Consider the following 25,871-nt stretch of genomic DNA (forward strand, 5'->3'; position numbering starts at 1 on the left):
GGGAGTGCCGTGCCGGTTTTTCCCGATGCCCCGTTTTCATCCGGCCCCTGCGGTGGACAATTAGGGGCATGAGCCAGCAGGGGGGAAAGCCCACCGGTCATTCGGACGACTGGTGGGGACAGCTGTACGACGACTCCACCGAGGACACGGGCCCCGCACCCGCACCCGACACCCTGGACGACCGCTTCGCCTCGGCGGCGGGCACGGTGGGCAACGGAGCCGACCCGGAGGCGGCGCCGCCGACCGAGGCCGCGTCCGGCACGACGGTCCCGCCGCAACGCCCCGGCGGCCCCGAGCAGCCGGCACCGGTCCGCATGTCCACGGAGTCTCCGGTGGCCACGGTGCCTGCCGCCGCGACGCAGGTCACCGACGCCGCCCCACCGCCCCCGGTTCCGGCCACCCCCACGACACAGGTCACCGAGGACAGCCCCCCGCCCGCTGTCCGCACCGCCACCCACCTGGACCTCCCCACCCTCCCCCCACCCCCCGTCGACTACGTCGGCTCCGGCCCCCCGACCTACGACGCCGAACCCACCGCCCTCCCGCCCGCCGACCCGGACGACCTCGACGACCTGGTCGCCGACACCGTGCTGGACGGCGCCAAGTACGGCTCCTGCACCCTCCGTGCCGTCTCCGTGCGCGGGGACTCCGCCCGCTACCGGGGCGAACCCCGACGCGACTCCCTCCTCACCGCCCGCTTCGGCACCGCCGAGCACACCCTGATCCTCGTCGCGATGGCCACCGGCGCCCGCGCCACCCCCGGCGCCCACCGCGCCGCCGCCGAGGCCTGCCACTGGATCGGCCGTGCCGTCGGCCGCAGCCACGCCCGGCTCGCCGAGGACATCAGGGCGGGGCGGCGCGGCGACCTCAAGTCCGGCCTGCACCGCCTCACCGACCGCAGCCTCGGCAAGCTCCGCGCCAGCGCCGCCGAACAGGGCATCGACCCCGAGGAGTACTCGGCCACCCTGCGCTGTCTGCTGCTGCCCGCCGACCCGGAGTGCCGTACCCGCGTCTTCTTCGGCGTCGGCGCGGGCGGCTTGTTCCGGCTTCGGGAGGGCGCCTGGCAGGACATCGAGCCGCGCGTCACCGACGTCACCGGCGACCCCGTCGTCGGCTTCGGCTCGCTGCCCGCCGAGACGCCCGAGGGCGACCGCCTCACCATGGACCTCGGCATCCCGACACCCCCGAGCCCGTACGAGCCCGCCCCCGAGCCGCCCCGCGAACCCTTCCGGTTCCGCGCCTCGGTGGCCCACCCGGGTGACACCCTCCTGATGTGCACCGGCGGCCTCGCGGACCCCCTGCGCGGCGAACCCGACCTGTGCCGCCACCTGACCGGCCGGTGGTCGAACTCCGCCCCGCCCGGTCTCGCCGCGTTCCTCGCCGACACCCAGGTCCGGGTCAAGGGATACGCCGACGACCGTACGGCCGCCGCCGTTTGGGAGGCGTGACGGCCCCGCGTGTGAATTCATGGACCCACAGGGATCCGCGGAGACCGAAGGGCATGAGCGCACCATGGCCAAGCAGAACGTCGCCGAGCAGTTCGTCGACATCCTCGTCCGCGCCGGAGTGAAACGCCTCTACGGCGTCGTCGGCGACAGCCTCAACCCGGTCGTCGACGCCGTCCGCAGAAACGCCGCCATCGACTGGGTGCACGTCCGCCACGAGGAGACCGCCGCGTTCGCCGCGGGGGCCGAGGCCCAGATCACGGGCAAGCTGACGGCCTGCGCCGGCTCCTGCGGGCCCGGCAACCTGCACCTCATCAACGGCCTGTACGACGCCCACCGCTCCATGGCCCCCGTCCTCGCCCTCGCCTCGCACATCCCCTCCAGCGAGATCGGTCTCGGCTACTTCCAGGAGACCCACCCCGACCAGCTGTTCCGCGAGTGCAGCCACTACAGCGAGCTGATCTCCAACCCGAAGCAGATGCCCCGGCTCCTCCAGACCGCCATCCAGCACGCCGTCGGGCAGAGCGGGGTGAGTGTCGTGTCGCTGCCCGGCGACATCGCCGACCAGCCCGCCCCGGACAGGGCCGCCGAGACCGCCCTGGTCACCTCACGCCCCACCGTCCGCCCCGGCGACGCCGAGATCGACAGGCTCGTGCAGATGATCGACGAAGCCGAGAAGATCACCCTCTTCTGCGGCAGCGGCACGGCGGGCGCGCACGCCGAGGTCATGGAGTTCGCGGAGAAGGTCAAGTCCCCTGTGGGGCACGCCCTTCGGGGCAAGGAGTGGATCCAGTACGACAACCCGTACGACGTCGGCATGAGCGGTCTGCTCGGCTACGGCGCCGCCTACGAGGCCACCCACGAGTGCGATCTGCTGATCCTGCTCGGCACCGACTTCCCGTACAACGCCTTCCTCCCCGACGACGTCAAGATCGCTCAGATCGACGTCAGGCCCGAGCACTTGGGCCGCCGCTCCAAGCTGGACCTCGCCGTCTGGGGCGATGTGAAGGAGACCCTGCGGTGTCTGACGCCCCGGGTGCGGCCCAAGCAGAACAGGCGCTTCCTCGACCGGATGCTCAAGAAGCACGCGGACGCGCTGGAGGGGGTGGTGAAGGCGTACACGCGGAAGGTCGAGAAGCACGTCCCGATCCATCCCGAGTACGTGGCCTCCGTGCTCGACGAACTCGCCGACGAGGACGCGGTGTTCACGGTCGACACCGGGATGTGCAATGTGTGGGCCGCGCGGTACATCACCCCCAACGGCCGCCGCCGGGTGATCGGTTCGTTCTCGCACGGCTCGATGGCGAACGCGCTGCCCATGGCGATCGGCGCCCAGTTCACCGACCGCGGGCGGCAGGTCGTGTCGATGTCCGGGGACGGCGGATTCTCCATGCTGATGGGCGACTTCCTGACGCTGGTGCAGTACGACCTGCCGGTCAAGATCGTCCTGTTCAACAACTCCTCGCTGGGCATGGTGGAGTTGGAGATGCTGGTCGCCGGGCTGCCGTCGTACGGCACGACCAACAAGAACCCGGACTTCGCGGCCGTCGCCCGTGCCTGCGGGGCGTACGGCGTGCGGGTCGAGAAGCCCAAGGACCTCGCGGGCGCCCTGAAGTCGGCCTTGAAGCACAAGGGCCCGGCCCTCGTCGACGTCGTCACAGACCCCAACGCGCTGTCCATCCCACCGAAGATCAGCGCCGAGATGGTCACCGGCTTCGCCCTGTCCGCCTCGAAGATCGTGCTGGACGGCGGGGTCGGCCGGATGCTCCAAATGGCCCGCTCCAACCTCCGGAACGTGCCCCGTCCTTAGGAGTCCGCGGGCACCCACTGGCGTACGCCGTGGCCGTTCGTGCCGTACCAGTAACGGGGCAGGCCCTTGATCGAGCTGGTGCGGAACGGATGGCCGTGGTCGTCGATGCGGACCGTGCCGGTGCGGCCCTGGGAGGACCAGTCGAGCTCCAGGTACCAGCCGCAGTCGTACATCTCGGTCGTCGCCGTGACGAGCAGCACCTCGGGGTTCTGGGCGGAGACGCGGTAGGGGAACTGCACGGCGGGGGCGCGGTTTCCGTTGGCGTCGGCGCCCGGGACCGCACGTGCGATGGGGCGGTTCATGTCGAGGTTCACGTCGAAGTAGCGCGGGCCCAGGCCGCCGCCGCAGCCCTGGGCCATGTCGTACGTGGTGCCCTTGACCGGCGTGCCCTTGCTGGCCACGCGGACCCGGAGGGCCTCCAGGACCACCGCGGTGGACGACTTCCCCTGCACCGAGATCTGCACCATCGTCTGCCGCCCGTGCACCGCCCCTTGCGTCGCCGCCCACGCCGCGGCGTCCTGCGGCACCGGCGGCGGGGGCACCTGGTCCGGCGCCTTGTCGATGACGTAGTCGTGCATGCAGCCCCCGTCCCAGATCTGCGAGTCGGCGGTCCACGCGAGCGGCACCCCGGTGGCCACGGGCGCGTCGCTCTTCCCGGCGGCCGGTGCGCTGCCCTTCGGCCGGGGGCTCGCCGAGTCCCGCGCACCCGATGAGGACGGGGAGGCCGAGGAGGGCCTGGGGGAGGGGCCGGTCGCCGAGGCGGAGGGATCGTGCGTGGCGCCGGTGGTGGTACGGGGGTGTCCGGACGCCTGTGCCGAGTCGTCCGGTGAGCGGTCCGCCGACAGCGCGGACAGGCTGCCCAGCGTGACCAGCAGCACGGTCGCGACGGCGGCGCCGAGGAACGTACGCCGGCGGCGGTACCAGGGCGCCCGCGCCGGGGCCGGGCTCGGAGCCGGTGCCTCTTCGGCTTCCGCCTCGGGTTCCGCCGGCTCGACGGCCCCCTGCCCCGCCCGCACCCGCTGCCGTGCCGCCACCGCCAGCAGCCACAGCCGGTGCAGTTCGAGGCGTTCCTCCGGGGTCGCCTCGCAGAAGGCCGCGAGGCGTTCCACGGGGGCGAAGTCCTGCGGTACCGCCTCACCCGCGCAGTACCGGTGCAGCGTGGAGGTGTTCATGTTGACGCGCCGGGCCAGCGAGCCGTAGCTCCGGTCCGTGCGGTCCTTCAGCCGGCGCAGCAGCGCCGCGAACTCCTCGACCTCGTCCCCAGCCGACACCGTTCCCCCGTCGTCCGCCGCATCCCGTATCCCAGGCACTCATATACCTGCACGTCAGATGGGATGGGATGGTTCCACGGTCGCCAAACGGGCGCCAGTCGTTGCGCCGGACTCCGGTGACGGCCGATGCTCTTGGTGTCGCACCGACCAGGGCCGGACCGACCAACCGGCGTCGGACGACATCCACACCCATGCACGTTTTCACGACCCATGCACTCATTCACGGGGGGACACCCATGCCCAAGCGCACCAGAGCGGGCGCGCTCATCGCAGTCACCGTCACCGGCCTGGCCATGGCGCTCGCCGGACCGGCCGCCGCCGCACCGAAGGCACCCGGCTTCCTCGCGGCCAAGGACCTCCCGCCGCACCCCTCCTCGTCGTGGACGGCCGGCAAGGTCACCGGCGGCATCCCCGACGACGTCGACCGGGACACCTGCCTGCGGGCGCTGCCCGGCCACGAGTCCGCCTGGCACCGCGACTTCCGCACCGACCTGGACACGAACGCCCGGCAGATCACCGTCGTCCTGCCCGACACCCGCTCGGCGAAGCAGCTGACGTCCTGGCTGAACAAGGACATCAAGTCCTGCCCGGCCCAGATCGAGCAGAAGGACCCGGACGTCGAGGCCGTGGGCAAGGACTTCGGGAAGCTGACCGTCGAGGAGGGCGCCCACGTCTACGGCGTCCACACCGAGACCTCCTTCGGCGCGAGCGACGTCCGCCTCCTGTCCGTCGGCCGCGACGGCCGCACCGTCACCGTCGTGAACTGGGCCCAGCTGGGCGACCTCGAACACGCCCCGGCGAAGGCCTTCAAGAAGACGACCGTCAAGGCCGTGAACAAGCTCCACTGACCGCACGACCGGGGCCGCCCTCCGCCGCGGGGGTGGGGAGGGCGGCCCCACCGACCACCAGCACGCCCGACCATCACGTACACCGGAAAACGGGGAACTCACATGACCAGCAAGACCCGCACCGTCCTGTCCGCCGGCCTCCTCGCCGTCGCCCTCGGCCTCGGCGCCACCGCCACGGCCTCCGCCGGCACCCCGCACAGCGTCAGCGGCAAGCCGTCCGACAACGTCAGCCGGATCGCCGACTTCTACGGCGCCTACATCGACGCGGTGACCGACGAGGACAGCGGCAACCTCGGCACCGCACTGCGCGCCCACTACCTGACGCCCGCCTACCAGAAGGCGCTGGCCGCCTGGGAGGACAGGGAGCACGCCGACGGCGTCCTGCGCGCCCAGAACGTCCCGCTCGCCTGGAAGGTCACCGACAACGGCAGCACCGCGAAGCGCACCGAGGCCGTCGTCACCCTCACCTGGAGCAAGAACAGCAGCACCAAGCTGTACGTCGACATGAAGCGCGACAGCCGCCAGATCTACCGCATCGCGGACAAGAGCATCGGCGCCAAGTAGTCACGCGGGTCGCAGCCGCAGGGTGAGGATCTGGAACGGCCGCAGCTCGAAGCCCAAGTCGGTTTCCCGCTGCGGCCGTTCCAGCAGGTCCGTCACCTCGGCCCGGGCCACCGGGAACCCCGGCGTCAGCCGGGCCCGCGCCCGTCCGCCCCGGGACTCGTACAGCCGTACCACCACATCGCCGCTGCGGTCCTCCGCCAGCTTCACCGACTCCACGGTCACCGCCGGATGGTCCACCCGCACCAGCGGCTCCACCACCGGCGCCCCGGCCACCCGCAGCGGCAGGTTGAGCGCGAGCCCCTCGGCGACCGCGTGCACGACATCGCCCCCGGGCATCAGCGCGTAGGTGAAGCGGTGCGTGCCGAGGTCCGTCTCCGGGTCCGGGCTGTGCGGGGCGCGCAGCAGGGTCAGGCGTACGGTCGTGCCGAGGCCGTCCTCGTGCGGGGTGCGGGTCACGTCATGGCCGTACGTCGAGTCGTTGAGGACCGCGACGCCGTATCCCTCCTCCGCGACCCGCAGCCAGCGGTGCGCGCAGATCTCGAAACGGGCCGCGTCCCAGCTGGTGTTGGCGTGGGTGGGACGGTGTACGTGCCCGAACTGGATCTCCGCTGTGGAGCGTTCGGCGTGCACGTCGACGGGGAAGGCGGCCTTGAGCACCTTCTCGGACTCCTGCCAGTCGACGTCGGTGACGATGTCGACGCGCCGGCTCCCGGCCGCGAGCCGGATCTCCTGAGTGATCCGGGACTTGCCGAACGTCCGTGTCACCCGCACCGCCGCCCGAAGCGGCCCGTCCGCCACCAGCTCCACCGACTCCACGTCCGTGAGGTCGGTGTGCCGCCGCCGGTAGTGCCGGTCGATGTCCCAGGCGTCCCAGGCGTTGGGATGGTCGGGGTGGAGCTGGAGGAGGTTGCCGGGCGCGCACAGGACCTCGCGGTCGGCGCGGAGGTCGCGGACGGAGGAGAGCAGGCCGTTCGCGTCGACGGTCACGCGCAGGCGCGAGTTCTCCAACAGGACGGAGTCGCCGTCCTGTTGGGCCCGGACCGTCTCCGACGCGTCGCCCGTGAGCGCCGTCGAGCCCAGCCCGGGGACAGTGACCAGGGCGTCCCCGACGACCTCCGTCCGCTGGTACGGCGACGCGTTGAAAACCGTCGGCCCGCCGGACCCCAGCGCCGCCACCGCCCCCGCCGTCAGCTCCTCCACCTCCGCCAGCACCCGCGCGTACGTCTCCCGTGCCTCCCGGTGCACCCAGGCGATCGACGAGCCGGGCAGGATGTCGTGGAACTGGTGCAGCAGCACCGTCTTCCACAGCCGGTCCAGCTCCTCGTACGGGTAGGCGTACGACGGATCGCGCACCGCCGCCGTCGCGTTCCACAACTCGGCCTCGCGCAGGGCGTGTTCCGAGCGCCGGTTGCCCTGCTTGGTCTTGGCCTGGGTGGTGTACGTGGCCCGGTGCAGCTCCAGGTACAGCTCGCCCGACCACACCGGCGCCTGGCCGCCGTACTCCTCCTCGGCGGTCGTGAAGAACACGGACGGCTTGACGACCTCGACCGTCGGTGAACCCTCCAGGGAGCGCAGGCGGCGGGCCTTCTCCAGCATCTCGCGGGTCGGGCCGCCGCCCCCGTCGCCCCAGCCGAAGGGGACCAGCGAGCCCGTCGCCCGGCCCTTGTCGGCGAAGTTGCGCTCCGCGTGGGCGAGTTCGCGGCCGTGCAGCTGGGAGTTGTAGGTGTCGACGGGCGGGAAGTGGGTGAAGACGCGGGTGCCGTCGATGCCCTCCCACCAGAAGGTGTGGTGAGGCATCTTGTTCGACTGGTTCCAGCTCAGTTTCTGGGTCAGGAACCAGCGGATTCCGGCCAGTTTCGCGAGCTGCGGGAAGGCGGCCGTGTAGCCGAAGGAGTCGGGCAGCCACACCTCCTCGGTCTCCACGCCGAGCTCCTCGGCGAAGAACCGCTTCCCGTGCACCAGCTGCCGGGCCAGCGCCTCGCCGCCCGGCATGTTGGCGTCGGACTCGACCCACATCGACCCGACGGGCGCCCAGTTGCCGTCCCGTACCGCCTTCTTGATCCGCTCCCAGATGTGCGGCTGGTGCTCCTTCACCCACGCGTACTGCTGCGCCTGCGAGCAGGAGAACACCAGCTCGGGGTAGTCGGCGGCGAGCGCGGTGACGTTGGCGAAGGTGCGGGAGGCCTTGCGGACCGTCTCCCGCAGCGGCCACAGCCAGGCCGAGTCGATGTGGGCGTGTCCGGTTGCGAACACCCTGTGCGCGCTCGCCGAGGCCGGACGGGAGAGGACCTCGGCCAGCGCGGCCCGGGCCCGCTGTGCCGTCGCGGGTACGTCGTGCAGGTCCAGCGCGTCGAGCATGTCCTCCAGCGCCCGCAGCACCTCGTGCCGCCGCGGCCGGTCCATCGGCAGCTCGTGCATCAGCTCCGACAACACCTCCACGTCCAGCACCAATTGCCACACGGCTTCGTCGAGTACGGCGAGTTCGGCAGAGCGGAATCGGTAACCGGGGCGATCCCCTGCGGTCAGCACGTCGCCCAGACGCGTAGGCGCGAAACCGTGCAGCACGGCCGGATTGGCCGCCGCCTCCAGGAGCAGATGGACCGGTTCCCCTCCGCTCGCCGGCGCCCCCACGGTCAGGTGGCGGTTGCGCGGGTGAACGCCTTTGAGGGGAACGCCCGCGGCGTCGTACAGGAGGCCCTCGGCCTGGAAGCCCGGCCCGTCTCCGGTGAAGCCGGGGTCGATCACCGCCTCCACCCTGCGGCCGGCCCACTCCTCGGGGACCCGACCCTCCAACCGGAACCAACTCGTCGACCAGGGCTTTCCCCAGGAGGTGCCGGTCGTGAACGGCTCGTACGCGGCCTGCAGCGCCTGGTCCACCGGCACCGGCTCACCCGGCACATGCCACACGGACAGGACCAGCGGCACACGCGACCCGTACTGCGCGGGACGGACGAACTGGCTCATGGCCCGTTCCAGTCGCGCTTCCACCAGCAGTCGGTCGTCGTGCACGGCGGCTCCCTCGGCGCTCGGACGGCACGGTCCAGGGTGTCATCTACCCGGCCCCGGGGCCCGCATCCGTGGCCGAACACCTGGCCGCCCGCGATTCGACATGACTGGCCGGTGAGCCACGGGGCATGGATCCCCGTGAACGTGTTCGACAAGGAGGGGAACCGACATCGGCACGCGGGCGGGGGTCATGAAGAGGCAGGCGCGAGGAGGCGGTCCCGTTGCGATCGGGGCCTCCTCGGCGAAAACAGTGGAGGAAACGGCCGACGGCGGCACCGAGGCGCGGCAGCCGTCCCAACTACGGCAGAGACTCGGGCGGGCGGACCTGAAGGCGGTGCCCGAGGCACGCCGGGCGCTGCGTGAGCTGCTCCGGCACTGGGGCAGGCCCGGGCGATCGGAGATAGCCGAGCTGCTGACCAGCGAGCTCGTCACCAACGCACTCGTCCACACCGACCACGACGCGGTCCTCATCGCGACCATAGGACCCCGTGGACTCAGGGTGGAGGTACGGGACTTCGTGGCCCGGAGGCCCAGACTGCGCGTACCGAACGCCGACGACGGTACGCACGGCAGAGGCCTGGTCCTGGTGCAGTCCCTCGCGGACGCGTGGGGCGTACGGGCACACGGGGTGGGGAAGGCGGTGTGGTTCGAGCTGGACGCCGGGGCCGCCTGAGGACGGACGCACGGGAAAGGGCGTGACCCGCGGGTCACGCCCTTTCCCGTGCGCGGCCGGTCGACTTCACGGCCGGTCGTCGGTCGTGCCTAGCCGAACTGCTGCTCGAGGTCCTTGAGCTTGCGCTCCAGGGAGTCGAGACGCGGGAGGGCCATTGTGTCGTCCTCCGCGGTCAGGTCGACCGTCATCGAGTCGGAACTCCCTTTGCGGACGGGCTGCAGCGAAGGGCGCTGGCGCACGGGCAGCGGCTCCGCCGCGGATATGGCAGGCTCCGCGGTCGCCGGGGCGGACGCCCGCTCCAGGGCCTGCGGTTCCGGCCGGCCGCCACGGCCGATGAAGCCGCGGTGGCCCCGGCTGATCGCCTTGAGCTGAGCCCGCTCCAGGCGGTCCGCCTCGCGCCGGCGCAGTCGGTCGATCTCCTTCTGCCGCTTGTCCTCGCGCACCTCGTCGACCGCCTCGTCCAGGCTGCGCACGTTCTCCAGCAGCATGAGCGACCAGGCCTTGTAGGTCTCACGGGGAGCCCGCAGCCAGCGGACGATACGGATCTGCGGCAGCGGACGCGGCACCAGACCCTGCTCACGCAGGGCGGCCCGGCGGGTCTGCTTCAGCGCGCGGTCGAACAGCACGGCCGCCGAGAGCGACATGCCGGAGAAGAACTGCGGAGCGCCCGCGTGGTCGATGCCCCTGGGCGCGTGCACCCAGTTGAACCAGGCCGCGGCGCCCGCGAACGTCCACACGAGTATCCGGGAGCCGAGGGCCGCGTCACCGTGGCTGGCCTCGCGAACGGCGAGCACGGAGCAGAACATGGCCGCGCCGTCCAGGCCGAACGGCACCAGGTACTCCCAGCCGTCGGTCAGGCCGAGGTTCTGTTCGCCGAAGCCGACCAGCCCGTGGAAGGAGAGTGCGGCGGCGACCGCCGCACAGCAGAACAGCAGGACATAGGAGGCGGTGCCGTATATGGCCTCCTTGCGCCTACGGCGCTCCTCGCTGCGCTCCCACGAGTCGTCCTTCGCGTGCTCCCCGCCGGACCGCTTGCTGCGCGCGAGCACCGCCACCGCCGCCAGCATGCCCAGGAGCAGTACGGCGCCCGGAAGCAGCCAGTTCAGCGATATGTCGGTCAGTCTCATCTAGGGGTCCCTTGCATTGGGATAGGGCGTAACGCCCGCCATAGTGGCCCAATCCCAACGGCCCTCAGGCGTTTTCGGGGCAAGAGGCCGCCAAGGAAGTGCAAGGGGATGCCCAGGGCGGCGTTCTGCTCGAACTGCCGCTTGAGGGGCGGGAGTTGAGTTCGAATAAGACTACCCGTACGGGTGGTTCCACGGAAAGTTCCTGCGACAAGTGAGGAAGTTGTGAATCACCTGTAACCAAGCGGGCGGTCCCTTCGCGGCCGATCTTACGGGACGCCCGGGCGTGGTCATGCCTGAGGGTGCCTCAACTGGCGGCGGCGGCCAGCAGCTTGGTCACCCGGTCCGCGTCGCAGGTGCGCGGGCAGGTGGCGCAGGTGTCCTCGGGGCGCAGGGTGTAGAACATGCAGCAGCTCGCCCGGTCCCGGGTGGGCAGCGACTCGCCGTCCGGCCCGGTCAGCTCGCGGAAGGCCGCCGAGCCCACGTAGGGCCGGGTCGCGCCGGGCAGCAGCAGCTCCAACTCCCGCATCGCCCGCTCCTGTTCACCGAGGAGATGGGCGACGTACCACAGGCCTTCGACCACCTCGTCGGTCGCCATGCCCCACAGAGCCCGCCCGCGCCGCCGCATCCGCGGCCCGAACCCGGCGAGCACCGGCTCCAGATGCTCGGCGACCGCGGCCCGCACCTCGGCGCGCAGCGCCTCCTCGCCGTCGACCACCCGGGCGCCGGGCAGCGCGGCGGCCGGATCGCCGGGCAGACAGGCGAAGCCCGCCGGGCGCACCGCCAGCCGGCCGATGGAGAGACCCGGCACGGTCCGGTCGTACGAGACGTGGCTCGCGGGGAAGCGCGGCACCCGGCGCTCCAGGAACCACGGCACGGTGATCAGCAGACAGGCGGGCCAGGCGTACCGGTGCAGTCCGAAGCTCGCGACGACGTCCGGGCGGGCCCGCTGCCCGTAGTCCCGCAGCACCTGTGCGTCGTCCCAGTCGAGGAACGCGTCGAGGCCGGCCCCGCCCTGTGCGAGCGCGTCGGCGGCGACCCAGCCGCCGTCCCGGGGCGCCGGTTCCCCGGCCCCGAGCTCCGTGATCTCCAGCCCCGGAAAGACCTCGGTCAGGCGGCCGTAGGACGCCGTGAGGGCCGAGCGGGGCGCGGGTATGTGCACGGACATACGGGGACCGCCGATCCGGGTTGATGGAGAGGCTGATTGAAGGTAAGCCTTACCTTACCCAAGATCGTGCGCCTTTGAACTGACGGCTTGTGCGCTTATGGTGCTTGACGGGCGAGTAACAACCCGCCTCAATGGCCCCAAGTACCGACACGTCCGGAGGAGGACCCGTGAGGCAGAGCGCGCAGGGCTCGGCGGAGACGGGGATCCCTCAGAGACGGCCGGCCGGAGTGCCGCGGGTGCCGCCGCAGCCGGTGGCCGCGGACGTGGACCGGGAGCGCGGGGTCGCCGCCGGTGCCACCCGCGGCGAGCACACCCACAGCGAGCAGCCGATCCCACGGCCCCGGCTGGTCCAGCGGGCCTCCGTGCGCGGCCAGATACTCGACGCGCTGCGCACCGCGCTGGTCGCGGGCGAGCTGACGCCCGGCGAGGTGTACTCGGCGCCGGCGCTGGGGGAGCGGTTCGGGGTCTCCGCGACGCCCGTCCGGGAGGCGATGCAGCAGCTGGCCCTCGAAGGCGCCGTCGAGGTCGTCCCCAACCGGGGCTTCCGGGTCGTCGAGCGCGGCACCCGTGAACTGGCCGAACTGGCCGAGGTGCGCGCGCTGATCGAGGTCCCCGTGGTGCTCCGGCTGGCCCGCACGGTGCCCGTGGAGCGCTGGGCGGAACTGCGCCCGCTCGCCGAGGCCACGGTCCGCGCCGCCGCGTCCGGCTGCCGGGCGACCTACGCCGAGTCCGACCGCACCTTCCACCGCGCGGTCCTCTCCCTCTCCGGCAACGAACAGCTGGCGCAGATCGCCGACGACCTCCACCGCCGCGCCCAGTGGCCCCTGGTCGGCGGCGCCCCGACCGCCCGCGGCCGGGCCGAGCTCATGGCGGACGCGGCCCAGCACACCGCCCTGCTGGACGCGTTGATCGCCCGCGACCTGGACGTCGTACGGGCGCTGGTGGGCGAGCACTTCGGCGGCGCGTCCTGAGCTCATGACCGCCGTCTTCGGCGGCGCATCCTGAGCTCGTGACCGGCGTCACAGAATCGTCGGTTCCCTGTGACGGTTCGCGATGCGGGGAACTCGCGGCCCGCCGGCCGGCGTGGCTCCCGGCACACGGCACGGAAGGTGCCGCCGCCGGAGGTGAGAGCGATGCCCGACCCGTCCTTCTACGCCCAGCAGGCCGCGCAGCAGGCCCAGCAGCAGTCGCAGCAGGCTCATCAGCAGGCCATGCGGGCCCACCAGCAGGCCGTCGACCACGCCATCCGCAACGGCCACCGACCCCCGCCCGCACCGAGCCCGGGGGCGTACCGGGGCGGCCGCGGCGGCGGCCTGGTCTCGTTCCTGGTCCTGGTCGCCGTGGTCGTCGTCCTCGCCAAGGACACCGCGCTGCGCGACTCGATACTGGGCTCGATCCAGCACCTGCTGGCGCGCATCCAGAACGGCTGAGCCAGAGCCTCGTGACGGGTCAGTCCCCGTCGCCCGAACGCGTCGCCGCCTTGGAGTAGTTGCCCTTCCAGGCCGCCTTCGCCCCGGAGTCGCCGATGCGGTAGACGTCGACGACGGCGCCCGTCGCGACCGCGACGGACAGCACCGCGGCCGCGATCCGCACGACGGCCGCCGTGCGGTTGCCGGTCTCCGGCGCGGGCGTCCGGCGCACGGTCCACCACACGGCCGCCGCCAGCACGAACAGGCCCAGCGCCCACGGCAGCAGTCCGTCCCCGAGCTCGGCGTGCCGCTCCACCAGGGAGTTCTCGGGAACGTGCTCCTCCAGCCACTCACCGGCGCTCGTGGTCAGCGGCACGCTCGCCAGCGTCACCAGGGCCAGCGCGGGCAGCACGACGCCCATCCGCCGCGCGGCCCGCGGCCACACGGCCGCCACCACCAGCGCCAACGAGGTCAGCGGCACCAGTACGACGACGAAGTGGACCAACAGGACATGCGCAGGCAAGCCGTTGACGAGGCTCATCGGTAACTCCTCCAAGGGGGTGGGGCGCGCCAGCCTCGCACAGGAACCTCTCAGGTTTCTCTGAGCCGGGCGCCGCCCTCCTGGAGTCTTCTCACGCCGTCGCCGCCCCCGGCGCAGGCGGGGCCAACTGCCGTGCCAGCCACGTCGGTACGCCGCCCAGCAGGCGGAACAGGCGCCGGGCCTCCTCGCGCAGGCGGGACGCCTCCGGTTCCGTCTCCGCGTCGGCGAGGGAGGCCAGGGCGGGCGCCGTACCGACCAGGTAGCCCAACTCCTCGCGGATCCGCAGCGATTCGGCGAAGCCGTGCCGGGCCTCCGCCAACTCCCCGTCCCGCAGGGCGAGTCCGGCCAGATGGCGCCAGGTGAAGGACAGCAGGAGCGGGTCCGAGTGCGCGGTGGCACCGGCGTGCGCCCGCCGGTACGCGGCCCGCGCGGCCTGCGGGGAGCGGGCCAGGTTCTCCGCCAGCAGCCCGCGCCGGAAGTCCAGTACGGCCCGGCCCGGTGCCCCCGGCGGGATCAGCGCCGCCGCCCGGCCCAGCGCGGCCCGCGCCTCGTCGGCCCGGTCGCGCACGGAGTGCAGGGTCGCCGCGTAAGCAAGCTGCCCGCGTTCACAAGCGGCCGCCCCGCGCTCGTCGTCGCTGTGGGCGAGGGCCTCCGCGGTCCGCAGCGCGTCCTCGGCCTCCTCCCAGCCCCGCTCGGTGTACAGGCACTTCTCCACCAGCAGCGAGGCCCGTTGCAGCGCGGACGCGGCGTCGGCCGGCTCCAGCAGCGCCGCCGCGTCGGTCCAGCAGGCGCGCGAGCGCAGCCGCCATACCGCGGTCTGGAGGGGATCGTCACTTTCGGTCGTTCCGGAACCAGACATGGCGGAATGCGCCACGTTGCCCTCCCCGAGCGCGCCGTCGAGCTTTGAGTGGTGGCCGCATCTCAGCACGAATGTCAGCGCCGGGCCAAGGGGGTGGGTGAAGGATTTCACAAAGTCGTGGGACCTGGACGGCACTTGGTGCCACCCGGCCCGACGGCCCCGCGGGCTCAGCTCATCCGCAGTGCCAAGAAGAAATCGAGCTTGTCCTCCAGTCGGGAAAGGTCACGACTCGTCAACTGCTCGATCCGCCCCACGCGGTAACGCAGTGTGTTGACGTGCAGGTGCAGCCGGGTCGCACAGCGCGTCCAGGAGCCGTCGCAGTCGAGGAAGGCCTCCAGCGTCGGGATCAGCTCGGCGCGGTGCCGCCGGTCGTAGTCCCGCAGCGGATCCAGCAGCCGCGCGGTGAAGGCGCGCCGCACGTCGTCCGGCACGAACGGCAGCAGCAGGACGTGCGAGGCCAGCTCCTGGTGGCCCGCCGCGCACACCCGCCCGGGCCGTGCCGCCGCGACCCGGCGCGCGTGCCGCGCCTCCTCCAGCGCCCCGCGCAGCCCCTCGGCCGAGTGCACGGCCGCGCTGACGCCCAGCGTGACCTGCCCGTCGTCGTCGAGCCCGGCCGACAGCGGATCCCGTACGGACTCAAGCAGCGCGTCGGCGAGGATCCCCGCCTCGGAGCCGTCGTGCTCCGCGGAGACCGCCGGCAGCGGTACGAGGGCGATCGCCTCGTCGCCGGTGTGCGCCACCGCGATCCGGTCCGAGGGCTCGGGGCCGGTGGCCAGCGGGTCGACCAGGATCTCCTCCAGGAGCGACTGCGCGACCGGCCCGGCCTCGATGTCCCCGCCCGCCCAGTCCACCCGGGCCACCACGACCTGCCAGTGCGGGGCGGCCCCAAGGCCGGGCAGCAGCACCGGGGCGGCCACCCGCAGCCGGGCCGCGATCTCGGCGGGCGCCGCGCCCGTCTGGACCAGCTCCAGGACCTCCTGGGCGAGCCGCCGCCGGACCGTCCGCGAGGCGTCCCGGCGGTCCCGCTCGACGGAGATCAGCTGGGTGACGCCCTGCAGCAGGTCCAGCCGCTCGGCCGGCCAGTCGCCCGCGTCCGCCTCGACGGCCAGCAGCCAGTCCGACAGCACCGTCTCGCGCACGTCCCGGGAGGCCTGCGTGGAGCGCCCGCTGCTGCGGATCGGGAAGAGGCTGTACGTCGGCGGCCCGACCGTCACCCGGTGCGGTCCGCGCCGCCCCGTGCGGGCGGCGGCGAGATGCTCGGCGGCGAGCTTGGCGCAGACGTCGGTCGGCAGCCCCGGCCCCGAGACCTTCGTGCCCGCGATGAGCCGACCGGTGGGTGAGAGCACCCAGGCCCGCAGGTCCAGGTCGGAGCCGAGCAGGTCCAGGACGACGTCCGGGCCGCCGCCCGCCGGGCCCGAGGTCATCATCCGCCGGTGCCGGTCGACGACCGCCGCGAGGTCCCCGGCCCGCTCGCCGCTGACCTGCCGTACGACATGCTCGGTGATCGTCGCGAACGCCACCGACTCGTGCACCGCGAACAGCGGCAGCCGGTGCCGGGCGCAGGCGAGGACCAGGTCGTCCGGGATGTCCCCGAGCTCGGCCTCGCCGCCGGCCAGCGCGGCCACCCCGGCCTGCACCAGGATCCGTACGAACGGCTCCGAGTCGGCGGCGTCCCGGCGCCAGGCGAGGCCCGTGAGCACCAGCTCGCCGCCCGAGAGGTAGCGGCTGGGGTCGCGCAGGTCGGTGGTCATCACACCGCGCACGGTGCGGTCCAGCTCGTCCTCGCCGCCGAGCAGCCTGAGGCCCAGCGCATCGGTGTCCAGCAGTGCGCGCAGCCGCATCTCGTCGCCGCCGATCTTTGTCTCGAAATCTACGATGAGGGTTGGAGGGTGGATGTGGCTGTTTCCTGCGTTTCTACAGGAAGACAGGGAGGTTACTGATGACCTCCGTTCATACGAATCTACAAGATGCCCGCCCTGGCCAGCCAACTCCTTCATGGTTTCCGTGACTGACCGAGGCGGAGTACGGCGCTGTGTACTGACCCCACTCCGCGTAAACAGCACGTGAACGAGCCACCCACGAGACGAAGATAGAGAGCCGGTCATGGACTTCCTTCGCCCCGCCAGCTGGGAGGAGGCGCTCGCCGCCAAGGCCGAGCACCCCACCGCTGTGCCCATTGCGGGCGGCACCGATGTGATGGTCGAGATCAACTTCGACCACCGCCGGCCCGAGTACCTCCTCGACCTGAACCGGATCGGCGACCTCACCGAGTGGGAGACCGGCGAGACCTCGGTCCGGCTGGGTGCCTCCGTCCCGTACACCGCGATCATGGAGCACCTCCGTGCCGAGCTGCCGGGCCTCGCGCTCGCCTCGCACACGGTCGCCTCCCCGCAGATCCGCAACCGCGGCGGCGTCGGCGGCAACCTCGGCACCGCCTCGCCCGCCGGTGACGCCCACCCGGCCCTTCTCGCGGCGGGTGCCGACGTCGAGGTGGAGTCCGCGGCCCGCGGCACCCGGCTGATCCCGATCGACGAGTTCTACACCGGCGTCAAGCGCAACGCGCTCCAGCCCGACGAGCTGATCCGCGCCGTCCACATCAAGAAGGCCGACGGCCCGCAGCAGTACTCGAAGGTCGGCACCCGCAACGCTATGGTCATCGCCGTGTGCGCCTTCGGCCTCGCGCTGCACCCCGGGACCCGCACGGTCCGCACCGGCATCGGCTCGGCCGCGCCGACCCCGGTCCGGGCGAAGGCCGCCGAGGAGTTCCTGAACGCGGCGCTCGAAGAGGGCGGCTTCTGGGACAACGGAAAGATCATCACCCCGTCGGTCGCCAAGCAGTTCGCGGACCTGTGCTCCGCCGCCTGCAACCCGATCGACGACGTCCGGGGCACCGCGAGCTACCGCCGCCACGCGGTCGGCATCATGGCCCGCCGCACGCTGACCTGGACCTGGGAGTCGTACCGCGGCACCGCCGCCCACACGGAGGGAGTCGCCTGATGCGCGTCAACTTCACTGTCAACGGACGTCCGCAGGAAGCCGACGACGTGTGGGAGGGCGAGTCCCTGCTGTACGTGCTGCGCGAGCGGCTCGGGCTTCCGGGGTCGAAGAACGCCTGTGAGCAGGGGGAGTGCGGCTCGTGCACGGTCCGGCTCGACGGGGTTCCCGTGTGCTCGTGTCTGGTGGCGGCGGGGCAGGTGGAAGGCCGTGAGGTCGTGACCGTCGAGGGGCTGGCCGACTACGCCAAGCAGCGCTCGTGCGGGCACCGGGCTCCCGAGGGCCAGGACTCGCAGACCGGCGAGGGCACCGAACTCGCCCCGATCCAGCAGGCGTTCATCGACGCCGGCGCCGTCCAGTGCGGCTTCTGCACCCCGGGCCTGCTGGTCGCCGCCGACGAGATGCTGGAGCGCAACCCCAACCCCAGCGACGCGGACATCCGCGAGGCGCTGTCGGGCAACCTGTGCCGCTGCACGGGCTACGAGAAGATCATGGACGCGGTCCGCCTGGCGGCCGCCCGGCAGGGAGAGGCGGTCTGACCGTGCCCTCCCCCACTTTCGACTTCGCTCAAGCGGGCGGTGCCCCCATCGGCGCTCCCATCGGCACTCCCACCAAGGTCACCCAGGGTTCCCAGACCAAGGGCGGCATCGGCGAGTCCACGCTCCGCCCGGACGGCACCCTCAAGGTCACCGGCGAGTTCGCGTACTCGTCCGACATGTGGCACGAGGACATGCTCTGGGGCCAGATCCTCCGCTCCACCGTCGCGCACGCCGAGATCGTCTCGATCGACACCGGCGAGGCGCTGAAGACCCCGGGCGTCTACGCCGTCATGACGTACGACGACCTGCCGGCCGCGATGAAGAACTACGGCCTGGAGATCCAGGACACCCCGGTCCTCGCGCACGGCAAGGTACGCCACCACGGCGAGCCCGTCGCGATCGTCGCCGCCGACCACCCGGAGACCGCCCGCCGCGCCGCCGCCAAGATCAAGGTCGAGTACCGCGAGCTGCCCGTCATCACCGACGAGGCCTCCGCGACCGCGCCGGACGCGATCCTGGTCCACGAGGGCCGCGACGACCACCACATCGGGCACGTCCCGCACCCGAACATCGTGCACCGCCAGCCGATCATCCGCGGCGACGTGACGGAGGCCCGCAAGCGGGCCGACGTGATCGTCGAGGGCGAGTACACCTTCGGCATGCAGGACCAGGCCTTCCTCGGCCCCGAGTCCGGCCTCGCGGTGCCCGAGGAGGACGGCGGCGTCCACCTCTACATCGCCACCCAGTGGCTCCACTCCGACCTGCGCCAGATCGCGCCCGTCCTCGGCCTGCCCGAGGAGAAGGTGCGGATGACGCTGGCCGGCGTCGGCGGCGCGTTCGGCGGCCGCGAGGACCTGTCGATGCAGATCCACGCCTGCCTGCTCGCGATGCGCACGGGCAAGCCCGTCAAGATCGTCTACAACCGCTTCGAGTCCTTCTTCGGGCACGTCCACCGCCACCCCGCCAAGCTCTACTACGAGCACGGGGCCACGAAGGACGGCAAGCTCACGCACATGAAGTGCCGGATCGTCCTGGACGGCGGCGCGTACGCCTCCGCCTCCCCGGCCGTCGTCGGCAACGCCTCCTCCCTGTCCGTCGGCCCGTACGTCATCGACGACGTGGACATCGAGGCCATCGCCCTCTACACCAACAACCCGCCCTGCGGCGCGATGCGCGGCTTCGGCGCGGTCCAGGCGTGCTTCGCCTACGAGGCGCAGATGGACAAGCTGGCCAAGAAGCTGGGCATGGACCCGGTGGAGTTCCGGCAGCTGAACGCCATGGAGCAGGGCACGATCATGCCCACCGGGCAGCCGGTCGACTCGCCGGCCCCGGTCGCCGAACTCCTGCGCCGCGTCAAGTCGATGCCGCTCCCGCCGGAGCGCCAGTGGGAGTCCAGCGAGGGCGCGGACGTACGGCAGCTGCCCGGCGGTCTGTCCAACACCACCCACGGCGAAGGCGTCGTACGCGGCATCGGCTACGCGGTCGGCATCAAGAACGTCGGCTTCTCCGAGGGCTTCGACGACTACTCGACCGCCAAGGTGCGCATGGAGGTCGTCGGCGGCGAGGCCGTCGCGACCGTGCACACCGCGATGGCGGAGGTCGGCCAGGGCGGTGTCACCGTCCACGCGCAGATCGCCCGCACCGAGCTGGGCGTCTCGCAGGTCACCATCCACCCCGCCGACACCCAGGTGGGCAGCGCCGGTTCGACGTCCGCCTCGCGTCAGACGTACGTCACCGGTGGCGCCGTGAAGAACGCCTGCGAGCTCGTCCGCGAGCAGGTGCTGGAGATCGGCCGGCGCAAGTTCGGCACGTACCACCCCGCCTGGGCCACCGCCGAGCTGCTCCTGGAGGGCGGCAAGGTCGTCACCGACGGCGGCGAGGTCCTCGCCGACCTGGCGGACGTGCTGGAGGGCGAGGTCGTCGAGCTGGAGCGGGAGTGGAGGCACCGCCCGACCGAGGCCTTCGACCTGCGCACCGGGCAGGGCAACGGCCATGTCCAGTACTCCTTCGCCGCGCACCGCGCCGTCGTCGAGGTCGACACCGAGCTAGGCCTGGTCAAGGTGATCGAGCTGGCCTGCGCCCAGGACGTCGGCAAGGCGCTCAACCCGCTCTCCGTCCTAGGCCAGATCCAGGGCGGCACCCTCCAGGGGATGGGCATCGCGGTGATGGAGGAGATCATCGTCGACCCCAAGACCGCCAAGGTCAGGAACCCGTCCTTCACGGACTACCTGCTCCCGACCATCCTCGACACGCCGATCATCCCGGTCGACGTCCTCGAACTCGCCGACGAGCACGCCCCGTACGGGCTGCGCGGCATCGGCGAGGCACCCACCCTGTCCTCAACTCCCGCCGTCCTCGCGGCGATCCGCGAAGCGACGGGTCTTGAGCTGAACAGGACGCCGGTCCGCCCGGAGCACCTCACGGGCAAGGCGTAACCAAGTCCCTCCGGGCGGCACGGGGAACGTCACACTTCGACGTGCCGTCCGGAGCAGCCAGTTCGTTCGTCTCGGGCCGTCCCCCGGGTCGTGCGGCCGAAGCACCTTCCCAAATCCCGCACCGCTCGACGCAGTTCGCGGGTGCCCCTTTGAACCTTGGGAGTAGGCCCACATGACCCAGCAGTCACTGGAGCCGCAGACCGTCTCGGAGGAAGCGGGTACGGGCAGCCGTATCCCCGCCGGACGTTCGTGGCTCGACCGGTACTTCCACATATCCCGGCGAGGATCCACGGTCGCGCGCGAGGTGCGCGGCGGCGTCACCACCTTCATGGCGATGGCGTACATCCTCCTGCTCAACCCCCTGATCCTGTCCGGCAAGGACGCGGCCGGGGACACGCTCGGACAGAAGGCCCTCATCACCGCGACCGCGTTCGCCGCGGCCTTCACCACGCTGCTCATGGGCTTCTTCGGCAAGGTGCCCCTCGCGCTCGCCGCCGGCCTCTCCGTCTCCGGCGTGCTTTCCTCGCAGGTCGCCCCGCAGATGACCTGGCCGCAGGCCATGGGCATGTGCGTGATGTACGGCGTGGTCATCATGCTGCTGGTCGTCACCGGCCTGCGTGAGATGATCATGAACGCGATCCCGCTCGCCCTCAAGCACGGCATCACCATGGGCATCGGCCTGTTCATCGCCCTCATCGGCTTCTACAAGTCCGGCTTCGTGCACCAGGGCAAGGCCACCCCGGTCACCCTCGGTCCGGCGGGCGAACTCGCCGGCTGGCCGGTCCTGTTGTTCGCCGGCACCCTGCTGCTGATCTTCATGCTGCAGGCCCGCAACTTCCCCGGCGCCATCCTCATCGGCATCGTCAGCGGCACGGTCGTCGCCGCGATCCTGAACGCCGCCGGTGCCATCGACCCCAGGCAGTGGGCGAGCGGCGCCCCCGAGCTGCACGGCAGCGCGGTCTCCATGCCCGACTTCTCGCTCATGGGCGACGTCGAGTTCGGCGGCTGGGGCAAGGTCGGCGCGATGACGGTCGGCATGATCGTCTTCACCCTGGTGCTCGCCGGGTTCTTCGACGCGATGGCCACCATCATCGGCGTCGGCACCGAAGCCAAGCTGGCCGACGACAAGGGACGGATGCCGGGCCTGTCCAAGGCCCTGTTCATCGACGGCGCGGGCGGCGCGATCGGCGGTGTGGCCGGCGGCTCCGGCCAGACCGTCTTCATCGAGTCCGCGACCGGCGTCGGCGAGGGCGCCCGTACCGGACTCGCCTCGGTGGTCACCGGCCTGTTCTTCGCGGCCTGCCTCTTCTTCACCCCGCTCACCGCGATCGTCCCGCAGGAGGTCGCCTCCGCCGCCCTGGTGGTCATCGGCTCGATGATGCTGATGAACGCCCGGCACGTGGACTGGGCCGACCGCGCCACCGCGGTCCCGGTCTTCCTGACCGTGGTCCTGATGCCCTTCACCTACAGCATCACCGCCGGTGTCGCCGCGGGCGTCATCTCCTGCACCGCCATCAAGACCGCCCAGGGCAAGGCCCGGGAGATCGGCGCCTTCATGTGGGGCCTGACAGTGATCTTCCTGGTCTATTTCGCCCTCAACCCCATTGAGAGCTGGCTGGGCGTGCACTAGGCGCACGCTCAAGTACCCTCCCCGCAACCGCTGTTAAGGAGACCGAGAGATGCTGGACATCGCCGAGGAGCTGAACCGGTGGGTCGAGCAGGGACGCGACTTCGCCGTCGCCACCGTGGTGGCCGTCGGCGGCAGCGCCCCGCGCCAGCCGGGCGCCGCCCTCGCGGTGGACGCCGACGGCACCGCGATCGGCTCGGTCTCCGGCGGCTGCGTGGAGGGCGCCGTGTACGAGCTGTGCCGGCAGGCCCTCGCGGACGGCGAAACCGTCCTGGAGCGCTTCGGCTACAGCGACGAGGACGCCTTCGCCGTCGGTCTGACCTGCGGCGGCATCATCGACATCCTCGTCACCCCGGTACGGGCCGCGGACCCGGCCCGCCCGGTGCTCGCGTCCGCGCTGTCCGCCGCCGCGCGTGGGGAGGCGGCGGCGGTGGCGCGGATCGTCTCGGGACCGGCCGAACTCCTCGGCCGCGCCCTGCTGGTGAGCCCCGAGGGTTCGTACGACGGCTCGTACGAGGGCGGCTTCGGCGCGCATCCGGAGCTGGACCGCACGGTCGCCGCCGAGGCGTCCGCCTTCCTGGACGCGGGCCGCACCGGCACCCTGGAGATCGGAGAGCAGGGCTCTCGTTGCGGAGCACCGCTCACTGTTCTGGTCGAGTCCTCCGTCCCGCCGCCCCGGATGATCGTCTTCGGCGCGATCGACTTCGCCTCGGCGCTGGTCCGGATCGGCAAGTTCCTCGGCTACCACGTGACGGTGTGCGACGCCCGCCCGGTGTTCGCCACGCGGACCCGCTTCCCGGAGGCCGACGAGATCGTCGTCGAGTGGCCCCACCAGTACCTGGAGCGCACGCAGGTCGACGGCCGGACCGTCCTGTGCGTCCTCACCCACGACGCCAAGTTCGACGTGCCCCTGCTTCAGCTGGCGCTGCGCCTGCCGGTCGCGTACGTCGGCGCGATGGGCTCCCGCCGCACCCACCTGGAGCGCAACGAACGCCTGCGCGAAGTCGGCGTCACCGAACTGGAGTTGGCCCGCCTGCGCTCCCCGATCGGCCTCGACCTCGGCGCCCGTACGCCCGAGGAGACGGCCCTGTCGATCGCCTCGGAGATCGTCGCGGGCCGGCGCGGCGGCAGCGGCGTCTCGCTCACCGGCGCACACACCCCGATCCACCACGACCCGACGTCACTGCCGGCCCGGCGGATCGGATCGGTGGCCTGACGCCGCCTCGGCGCGGCGGCCCGGGCTCCTTCACCGGCCGTCGGCCGTGCTGTCAGGGCGCCTCCGGCGGTAACGTGGCCGCGAACGTGCCCAGTTCCGCGAGCCGTTCGAGGAAGGGCCGGGCCGGGAACGCCTCGGCCGCGCTCAACACCCCCGACTTTCCCGGTCCTTCGCCGCGCGCCAGCCGTACCGCCGCCTCCACCGAGGCCACCGCGCCCGCCCTCCAGATGTCCCGCCCGCGCACGTGCGCGTTGCGCCCGCCCCCGCCGGCCGCCGTCACCTGGACCGCGACCGTGAACTCGGTGCGGGCCCGCTCCTCGGGGCTCGCGTCGACGCTCGTGAAGATCTGCTCCTCCTCGAAGGTCGAGGCGGTGAGCTGGACCTCGACCGTGCGGGCGGGGACGTGCCGGGGGATGGTGACGACCTCGCCCGAGGGGAACGGGACGATCGTCGTGCGCGGGCCCACCGGGGGCGGGAAGGGGAACACCGCGTTGCGGATCTCCACCGGCCCGACGACCTGGGCGCCGTCGCGGAAGCCGATCCGGTCGATCTCCCCGATCAGCAGGTTCGCGGTGTTCACCGCGCCCTGGGTCATCCGCCAGCCGGTGACCGCGTAGCCGACGGTGACCTTGTCCACGTCGGGCAGGCCGGAGGCGGCGACGGCCGCGAGAAGGTCGCCGAGGCCGCCGTAGAAGCTCATCTGGGGGATCAGGACGGCGCCGGTGCGCTCCGCGGTGGCCTGGAGGTCGTCGAGGAGGTGTTTGACCGGGTGGGGCTCGATCGCGTGGTCGACGTAGGCCGTGCCGGTCTCGGCCGCGGCGGTGGCCACCGGCTCGGCGGTGTGCGTGAACGGGCCCGCGCAGTGGATGATCACGTCCGCGCTCTCGGCGAGCGCGCGCAGCGCGGGGCGGTCGTCGACCGGCGCGGGGTGGACGCGGAGGCGCTCGCCGACCAGCTCGTCCGCGAGGGCGCGCAGCGCCTGCTCGTTGCGGCCCGCGAGGATCAACTCCTCGCCGCGGGAGAGGAGTTCGGTCGCGACCAGGCGCCCGGTGTGTCCGCCTGCGCCGTAGACCGCGAAGAGAGGTGTGTTCCGGGACTCGTGGTGCGATGCCTGTGCCGTCATGGCTCGGCTCACTTCCATACCGAGGGTATGTAACCGGATCGGCTAAGTTACGTACCCCCGGTATGCCTGTCAAGGGAGTTGAAGAGCCACATGGTCCGGCGCACCCAGGCCGAGCGCTCCGGCGCCACCACCGCCCAACTGGTGGAGGCGGCGGGGGAGTTGTTCGGGCGGAACGGCTACGCGAGCGCGTCCCTGGACGCGGTCGCGGCGGCGGCCGGAGTCACCAAGGGCGCCGCGTACCACCACTTCCCGGCCGGCAAGACGGCCCTGTTCAGGGCGGTCTTCGTACGTCACCAGGAACGCCTCGCCGATGCCCTGACGGAGGCCGGCGCCGCCGCACCCGACCCGCGCGCCGCGCTGCTGGCCGGCGCCCGCACCTTCCTGGAGCACTGCCTCGACCCCGCCTTCCGGCGGATCGTCCTGCTGGACGGGCCGTCCGTCCTCGGCTGGGAGGAGGTCCGCGAGATCGAGTACGGCCATGCGCTGCGCGTCCTGCGCGCCGCGATGGAGGACGCGGTACGCGCCGAGGGCGGCACCCCGGACACCGCCCTCACCGCCCGCTGCCAGCTGGTCTTCGGCGCCCTGTGCGAGGCCGGCATGCTGCTGGCCCGAGCGGAGGACCCGGAGGCGGTGCTGCCGGTGGTGGTGAGGGAGGCGGGGCGATTGCTGGGGGCTTGAGACCCCGGGGTCGAGGGGTGGGCTCCCCGGTGCCGGGGGCCTGAACTGCCCTGTGTGCTCAGGGCATGCGGAGCAGTCGGTTCGCCGCTCTGCCGAACACGTACACCGCCGCGCTCCGCAGCAGCGGGTCGAAGAGCCTCGGCAGCCACCGCACCGCCAGCTCCTCGCGCCAGACCACCCGGCTGCGGCCGCCGGGGCCGGGCCGCACCTCGATCTCGGCCCAGCCCGTCACCACCCGCCCGCGCTTCTCCAGCCGGCACAGCCCGGGCTCGTCCTCCGTCGGCGGCCGCCACACCGTGACCTCCATCGGGTCCTCGAAGGAGAGCGGGCCGAGCCCCGAGCGGGTCACGACGAGCGTGCCCACGCCGGCCGGCGGGGGAGTGGCGACCGTGACGCGGGTGAGCGGGACCACCTCGCCGTGCCGGGGCCACTCCGTGAGGCGGCGCCAGGCCTCGGGGAGGGGGAGCGGCACCGTGCGTTCGAGGAGGAAGTTGACCACGTAACGAATCGTAGGGAATTCCGGCTGTTCAGCGGGCTGTTC

At 72.1% G+C, this 25,871-nt stretch carries 22 protein-coding genes; 13 read left to right on the forward strand and 9 right to left on the reverse strand.

Features of this window, described 5'->3' with window-relative positions:
* Window positions 1-68: 68 nt before the first annotated feature.
* Together ABZ848_RS27235 and ABZ848_RS27240 are read left to right on the forward strand one after the other, a co-directional pair.
* A complete protein-coding gene (locus tag ABZ848_RS27235) occupies window positions 69-1,448 on the forward strand; it encodes a protein phosphatase 2C domain-containing protein (protein WP_360836035.1) in 1,380 nt (459 codons plus the stop codon).
* 64 nt (window positions 1,449-1,512) lie between these two features.
* The gene (locus ABZ848_RS27240; protein WP_360836037.1) at window positions 1,513-3,255 is read left to right on the forward strand and encodes a pyruvate dehydrogenase; all 1,743 of its coding nucleotides are present in this window, start codon (window positions 1,513-1,515) and stop codon (window positions 3,253-3,255) included.
* On the opposite strand, the gene ABZ848_RS27245 is transcribed toward ABZ848_RS27240, so the two are convergent.
* On the reverse strand, window positions 3,252-4,526 hold the full coding sequence (locus ABZ848_RS27245; protein WP_360836039.1) for a helix-turn-helix transcriptional regulator: 1,275 nt from the start codon (window positions 4,524-4,526) through the stop codon (window positions 3,252-3,254). The genes ABZ848_RS27240 and ABZ848_RS27245 overlap by 4 nt on opposite strands.
* Window positions 4,527-4,762: 236 nt before the next feature.
* On the opposite strand from ABZ848_RS27245, the gene ABZ848_RS27250 reads away from it, so the two are divergent.
* Together ABZ848_RS27250 and ABZ848_RS27255 are read left to right on the forward strand one after the other, a co-directional pair.
* Window positions 4,763-5,374 (forward strand): hypothetical protein, encoded by a 612-nt coding sequence (locus tag ABZ848_RS27250; RefSeq protein WP_360836040.1) that lies wholly within the window; start codon window positions 4,763-4,765, stop codon window positions 5,372-5,374.
* 102 nt (window positions 5,375-5,476) lie between these two features.
* The gene (locus ABZ848_RS27255; RefSeq protein ID WP_360836041.1) at window positions 5,477-5,938 is read left to right on the forward strand and encodes a hypothetical protein; all 462 of its coding nucleotides are present in this window, start codon (window positions 5,477-5,479) and stop codon (window positions 5,936-5,938) included.
* On the opposite strand, the gene ABZ848_RS27260 is transcribed toward ABZ848_RS27255, so the two are convergent.
* Window positions 5,939-8,947 carry a glycoside hydrolase family 38 C-terminal domain-containing protein gene (locus tag ABZ848_RS27260; protein ID WP_360836043.1) on the reverse strand — a complete coding sequence of 1,003 codons (3,009 nt, stop codon included), beginning with the start codon at window positions 8,945-8,947 and terminating at the stop codon, window positions 5,939-5,941. It abuts the gene before it with no gap.
* Between the two features lie 187 nt (window positions 8,948-9,134).
* On the opposite strand from ABZ848_RS27260, the gene ABZ848_RS27265 reads away from it, so the two are divergent.
* Complete coding sequence (locus ABZ848_RS27265; protein ID WP_360836045.1) at window positions 9,135-9,617, forward strand: ATP-binding protein; 483 nt, start codon at window positions 9,135-9,137, stop codon at window positions 9,615-9,617.
* Window positions 9,618-9,706: 89 nt separating this feature from the next.
* Here ABZ848_RS27265 and ABZ848_RS27270 read toward each other — a convergent pair whose 3' ends face one another.
* Together ABZ848_RS27270 and ABZ848_RS27275 are read right to left on the reverse strand one after the other, a co-directional pair.
* On the reverse strand, window positions 9,707-10,744 hold the full coding sequence (locus ABZ848_RS27270) for a DUF2637 domain-containing protein (protein WP_360836046.1): 1,038 nt from the start codon (window positions 10,742-10,744) through the stop codon (window positions 9,707-9,709).
* A 304-nt stretch (window positions 10,745-11,048) separates the two neighbouring features.
* On the reverse strand, window positions 11,049-11,897 hold the full coding sequence (locus tag ABZ848_RS27275; protein WP_360836241.1) for a (2Fe-2S)-binding protein: 849 nt from the start codon (window positions 11,895-11,897) through the stop codon (window positions 11,049-11,051).
* 179 nt (window positions 11,898-12,076) lie between these two features.
* Here ABZ848_RS27275 and ABZ848_RS27280 point away from each other — a divergent pair, with 179 nt between their 5' ends.
* A complete protein-coding gene (locus ABZ848_RS27280; protein ID WP_360836047.1) occupies window positions 12,077-12,880 on the forward strand; it encodes a GntR family transcriptional regulator in 804 nt (267 codons plus the stop codon).
* 162 nt (window positions 12,881-13,042) lie between these two features.
* On the forward strand, window positions 13,043-13,339 hold the full coding sequence (locus ABZ848_RS27285) for a hypothetical protein (protein ID WP_360836049.1): 297 nt from the start codon (window positions 13,043-13,045) through the stop codon (window positions 13,337-13,339).
* A gap of 19 nt (window positions 13,340-13,358) precedes the next feature.
* Here ABZ848_RS27285 and ABZ848_RS27290 read toward each other — a convergent pair whose 3' ends face one another.
* The 3 genes from ABZ848_RS27290 to ABZ848_RS27300 form a co-directional block, all read right to left on the reverse strand.
* Entirely contained in the window at window positions 13,359-13,859 is a 501-nt protein-coding gene (locus tag ABZ848_RS27290; protein WP_360836050.1) for a DUF2231 domain-containing protein, read from the reverse strand.
* Window positions 13,860-13,950: 91 nt separating this feature from the next.
* Entirely contained in the window at window positions 13,951-14,733 is a 783-nt protein-coding gene (locus tag ABZ848_RS27295; RefSeq protein ID WP_360836051.1) for a hypothetical protein, read from the reverse strand.
* A 152-nt stretch (window positions 14,734-14,885) separates the two neighbouring features.
* A complete protein-coding gene (locus ABZ848_RS27300; RefSeq protein WP_360836053.1) occupies window positions 14,886-16,559 on the reverse strand; it encodes a PucR family transcriptional regulator ligand-binding domain-containing protein in 1,674 nt (557 codons plus the stop codon).
* 262 nt (window positions 16,560-16,821) lie between these two features.
* Here ABZ848_RS27300 and ABZ848_RS27305 point away from each other — a divergent pair, with 262 nt between their 5' ends.
* From ABZ848_RS27305 to ABZ848_RS27325, 5 genes are all read left to right on the forward strand, one after another.
* A complete protein-coding gene (locus ABZ848_RS27305) occupies window positions 16,822-17,715 on the forward strand; it encodes a xanthine dehydrogenase family protein subunit M (protein WP_360836054.1) in 894 nt (297 codons plus the stop codon).
* Window positions 17,715-18,251 (forward strand): (2Fe-2S)-binding protein, encoded by a 537-nt coding sequence (locus ABZ848_RS27310; RefSeq protein ID WP_360836055.1) that lies wholly within the window; start codon window positions 17,715-17,717, stop codon window positions 18,249-18,251. Before ABZ848_RS27305 ends, ABZ848_RS27310 begins: the two co-directional genes overlap by 1 nt.
* 47 nt (window positions 18,252-18,298) lie before the next feature.
* A complete protein-coding gene (locus ABZ848_RS27315; RefSeq protein ID WP_360836243.1) occupies window positions 18,299-20,686 on the forward strand; it encodes a molybdopterin cofactor-binding domain-containing protein in 2,388 nt (795 codons plus the stop codon).
* Window positions 20,687-20,858: 172 nt separating this feature from the next.
* Window positions 20,859-22,316 carry an NCS2 family permease gene (locus ABZ848_RS27320; protein WP_360836057.1) on the forward strand — a complete coding sequence of 486 codons (1,458 nt, stop codon included), beginning with the start codon at window positions 20,859-20,861 and terminating at the stop codon, window positions 22,314-22,316.
* 49 nt (window positions 22,317-22,365) lie between these two features.
* On the forward strand, window positions 22,366-23,529 hold the full coding sequence (locus ABZ848_RS27325; protein ID WP_360836059.1) for an XdhC/CoxI family protein: 1,164 nt from the start codon (window positions 22,366-22,368) through the stop codon (window positions 23,527-23,529).
* A gap of 52 nt (window positions 23,530-23,581) precedes the next feature.
* Here the strand turns inward: ABZ848_RS27325 and ABZ848_RS27330 are convergent, their stop codons facing one another.
* A complete protein-coding gene (locus ABZ848_RS27330; RefSeq protein ID WP_360836060.1) occupies window positions 23,582-24,652 on the reverse strand; it encodes a saccharopine dehydrogenase NADP-binding domain-containing protein in 1,071 nt (356 codons plus the stop codon).
* Between the two features lie 90 nt (window positions 24,653-24,742).
* Between ABZ848_RS27330 and ABZ848_RS27335 the strand changes: the two genes are divergently transcribed.
* Window positions 24,743-25,330, forward strand: coding sequence for a TetR/AcrR family transcriptional regulator (locus tag ABZ848_RS27335; protein WP_360836062.1), 588 nt, complete (start codon window positions 24,743-24,745; stop codon window positions 25,328-25,330).
* A 58-nt stretch (window positions 25,331-25,388) separates the two neighbouring features.
* On the opposite strand, the gene ABZ848_RS27340 is transcribed toward ABZ848_RS27335, so the two are convergent.
* On the reverse strand, window positions 25,389-25,829 hold the full coding sequence (locus tag ABZ848_RS27340; RefSeq protein WP_360836063.1) for an SRPBCC family protein: 441 nt from the start codon (window positions 25,827-25,829) through the stop codon (window positions 25,389-25,391).
* Window positions 25,830-25,871 lie beyond the last annotated feature (42 nt).

Source organism: Streptomyces sp. NPDC047081, assembly GCF_040643775.1.
Classification (GTDB): Bacteria; Actinomycetota; Actinomycetes; order Streptomycetales; family Streptomycetaceae; genus Streptomyces.

What these genes read in the sequence shown, in the direction of transcription:
- ABZ848_RS27235 (WP_360836035.1), top strand. Translation starts at nt 69, where the DNA reads ATGAGCCAGCAGGGGGGAAAGCCCACCGGTCATTCGGACGACTGGTGG.
- ABZ848_RS27250 (WP_360836040.1), top strand. Translation starts at nt 4,763, where the DNA reads ATGCCCAAGCGCACCAGAGCGGGCGCGCTCATCGCAGTCACCGTCACC.
- ABZ848_RS27335 (WP_360836062.1), top strand. Translation starts at nt 24,743, where the DNA reads ATGGTCCGGCGCACCCAGGCCGAGCGCTCCGGCGCCACCACCGCCCAA.
- ABZ848_RS27305 (WP_360836054.1), top strand. Translation starts at nt 16,822, where the DNA reads ATGGACTTCCTTCGCCCCGCCAGCTGGGAGGAGGCGCTCGCCGCCAAG.
- ABZ848_RS27270 (WP_360836046.1), bottom strand. Translation starts at nt 10,744, where the DNA reads ATGAGACTGACCGACATATCGCTGAACTGGCTGCTTCCGGGCGCCGTA.
- ABZ848_RS27285 (WP_360836049.1), top strand. Translation starts at nt 13,043, where the DNA reads ATGCCCGACCCGTCCTTCTACGCCCAGCAGGCCGCGCAGCAGGCCCAG.
- ABZ848_RS27290 (WP_360836050.1), bottom strand. Translation starts at nt 13,859, where the DNA reads ATGAGCCTCGTCAACGGCTTGCCTGCGCATGTCCTGTTGGTCCACTTC.
- ABZ848_RS27240 (WP_360836037.1), top strand. Translation starts at nt 1,513, where the DNA reads ATGGCCAAGCAGAACGTCGCCGAGCAGTTCGTCGACATCCTCGTCCGC.
- ABZ848_RS27255 (WP_360836041.1), top strand. Translation starts at nt 5,477, where the DNA reads ATGACCAGCAAGACCCGCACCGTCCTGTCCGCCGGCCTCCTCGCCGTC.
- ABZ848_RS27265 (WP_360836045.1), top strand. Translation starts at nt 9,135, where the DNA reads ATGAAGAGGCAGGCGCGAGGAGGCGGTCCCGTTGCGATCGGGGCCTCC.
- ABZ848_RS27325 (WP_360836059.1), top strand. Translation starts at nt 22,366, where the DNA reads ATGCTGGACATCGCCGAGGAGCTGAACCGGTGGGTCGAGCAGGGACGC.
- ABZ848_RS27320 (WP_360836057.1), top strand. Translation starts at nt 20,859, where the DNA reads ATGACCCAGCAGTCACTGGAGCCGCAGACCGTCTCGGAGGAAGCGGGT.
- ABZ848_RS27310 (WP_360836055.1), top strand. Translation starts at nt 17,715, where the DNA reads ATGCGCGTCAACTTCACTGTCAACGGACGTCCGCAGGAAGCCGACGAC.
- ABZ848_RS27330 (WP_360836060.1), bottom strand. Translation starts at nt 24,652, where the DNA reads ATGACGGCACAGGCATCGCACCACGAGTCCCGGAACACACCTCTCTTC.
- ABZ848_RS27300 (WP_360836053.1), bottom strand. Translation starts at nt 16,559, where the DNA reads ATGCGGCTGCGCGCACTGCTGGACACCGATGCGCTGGGCCTCAGGCTG.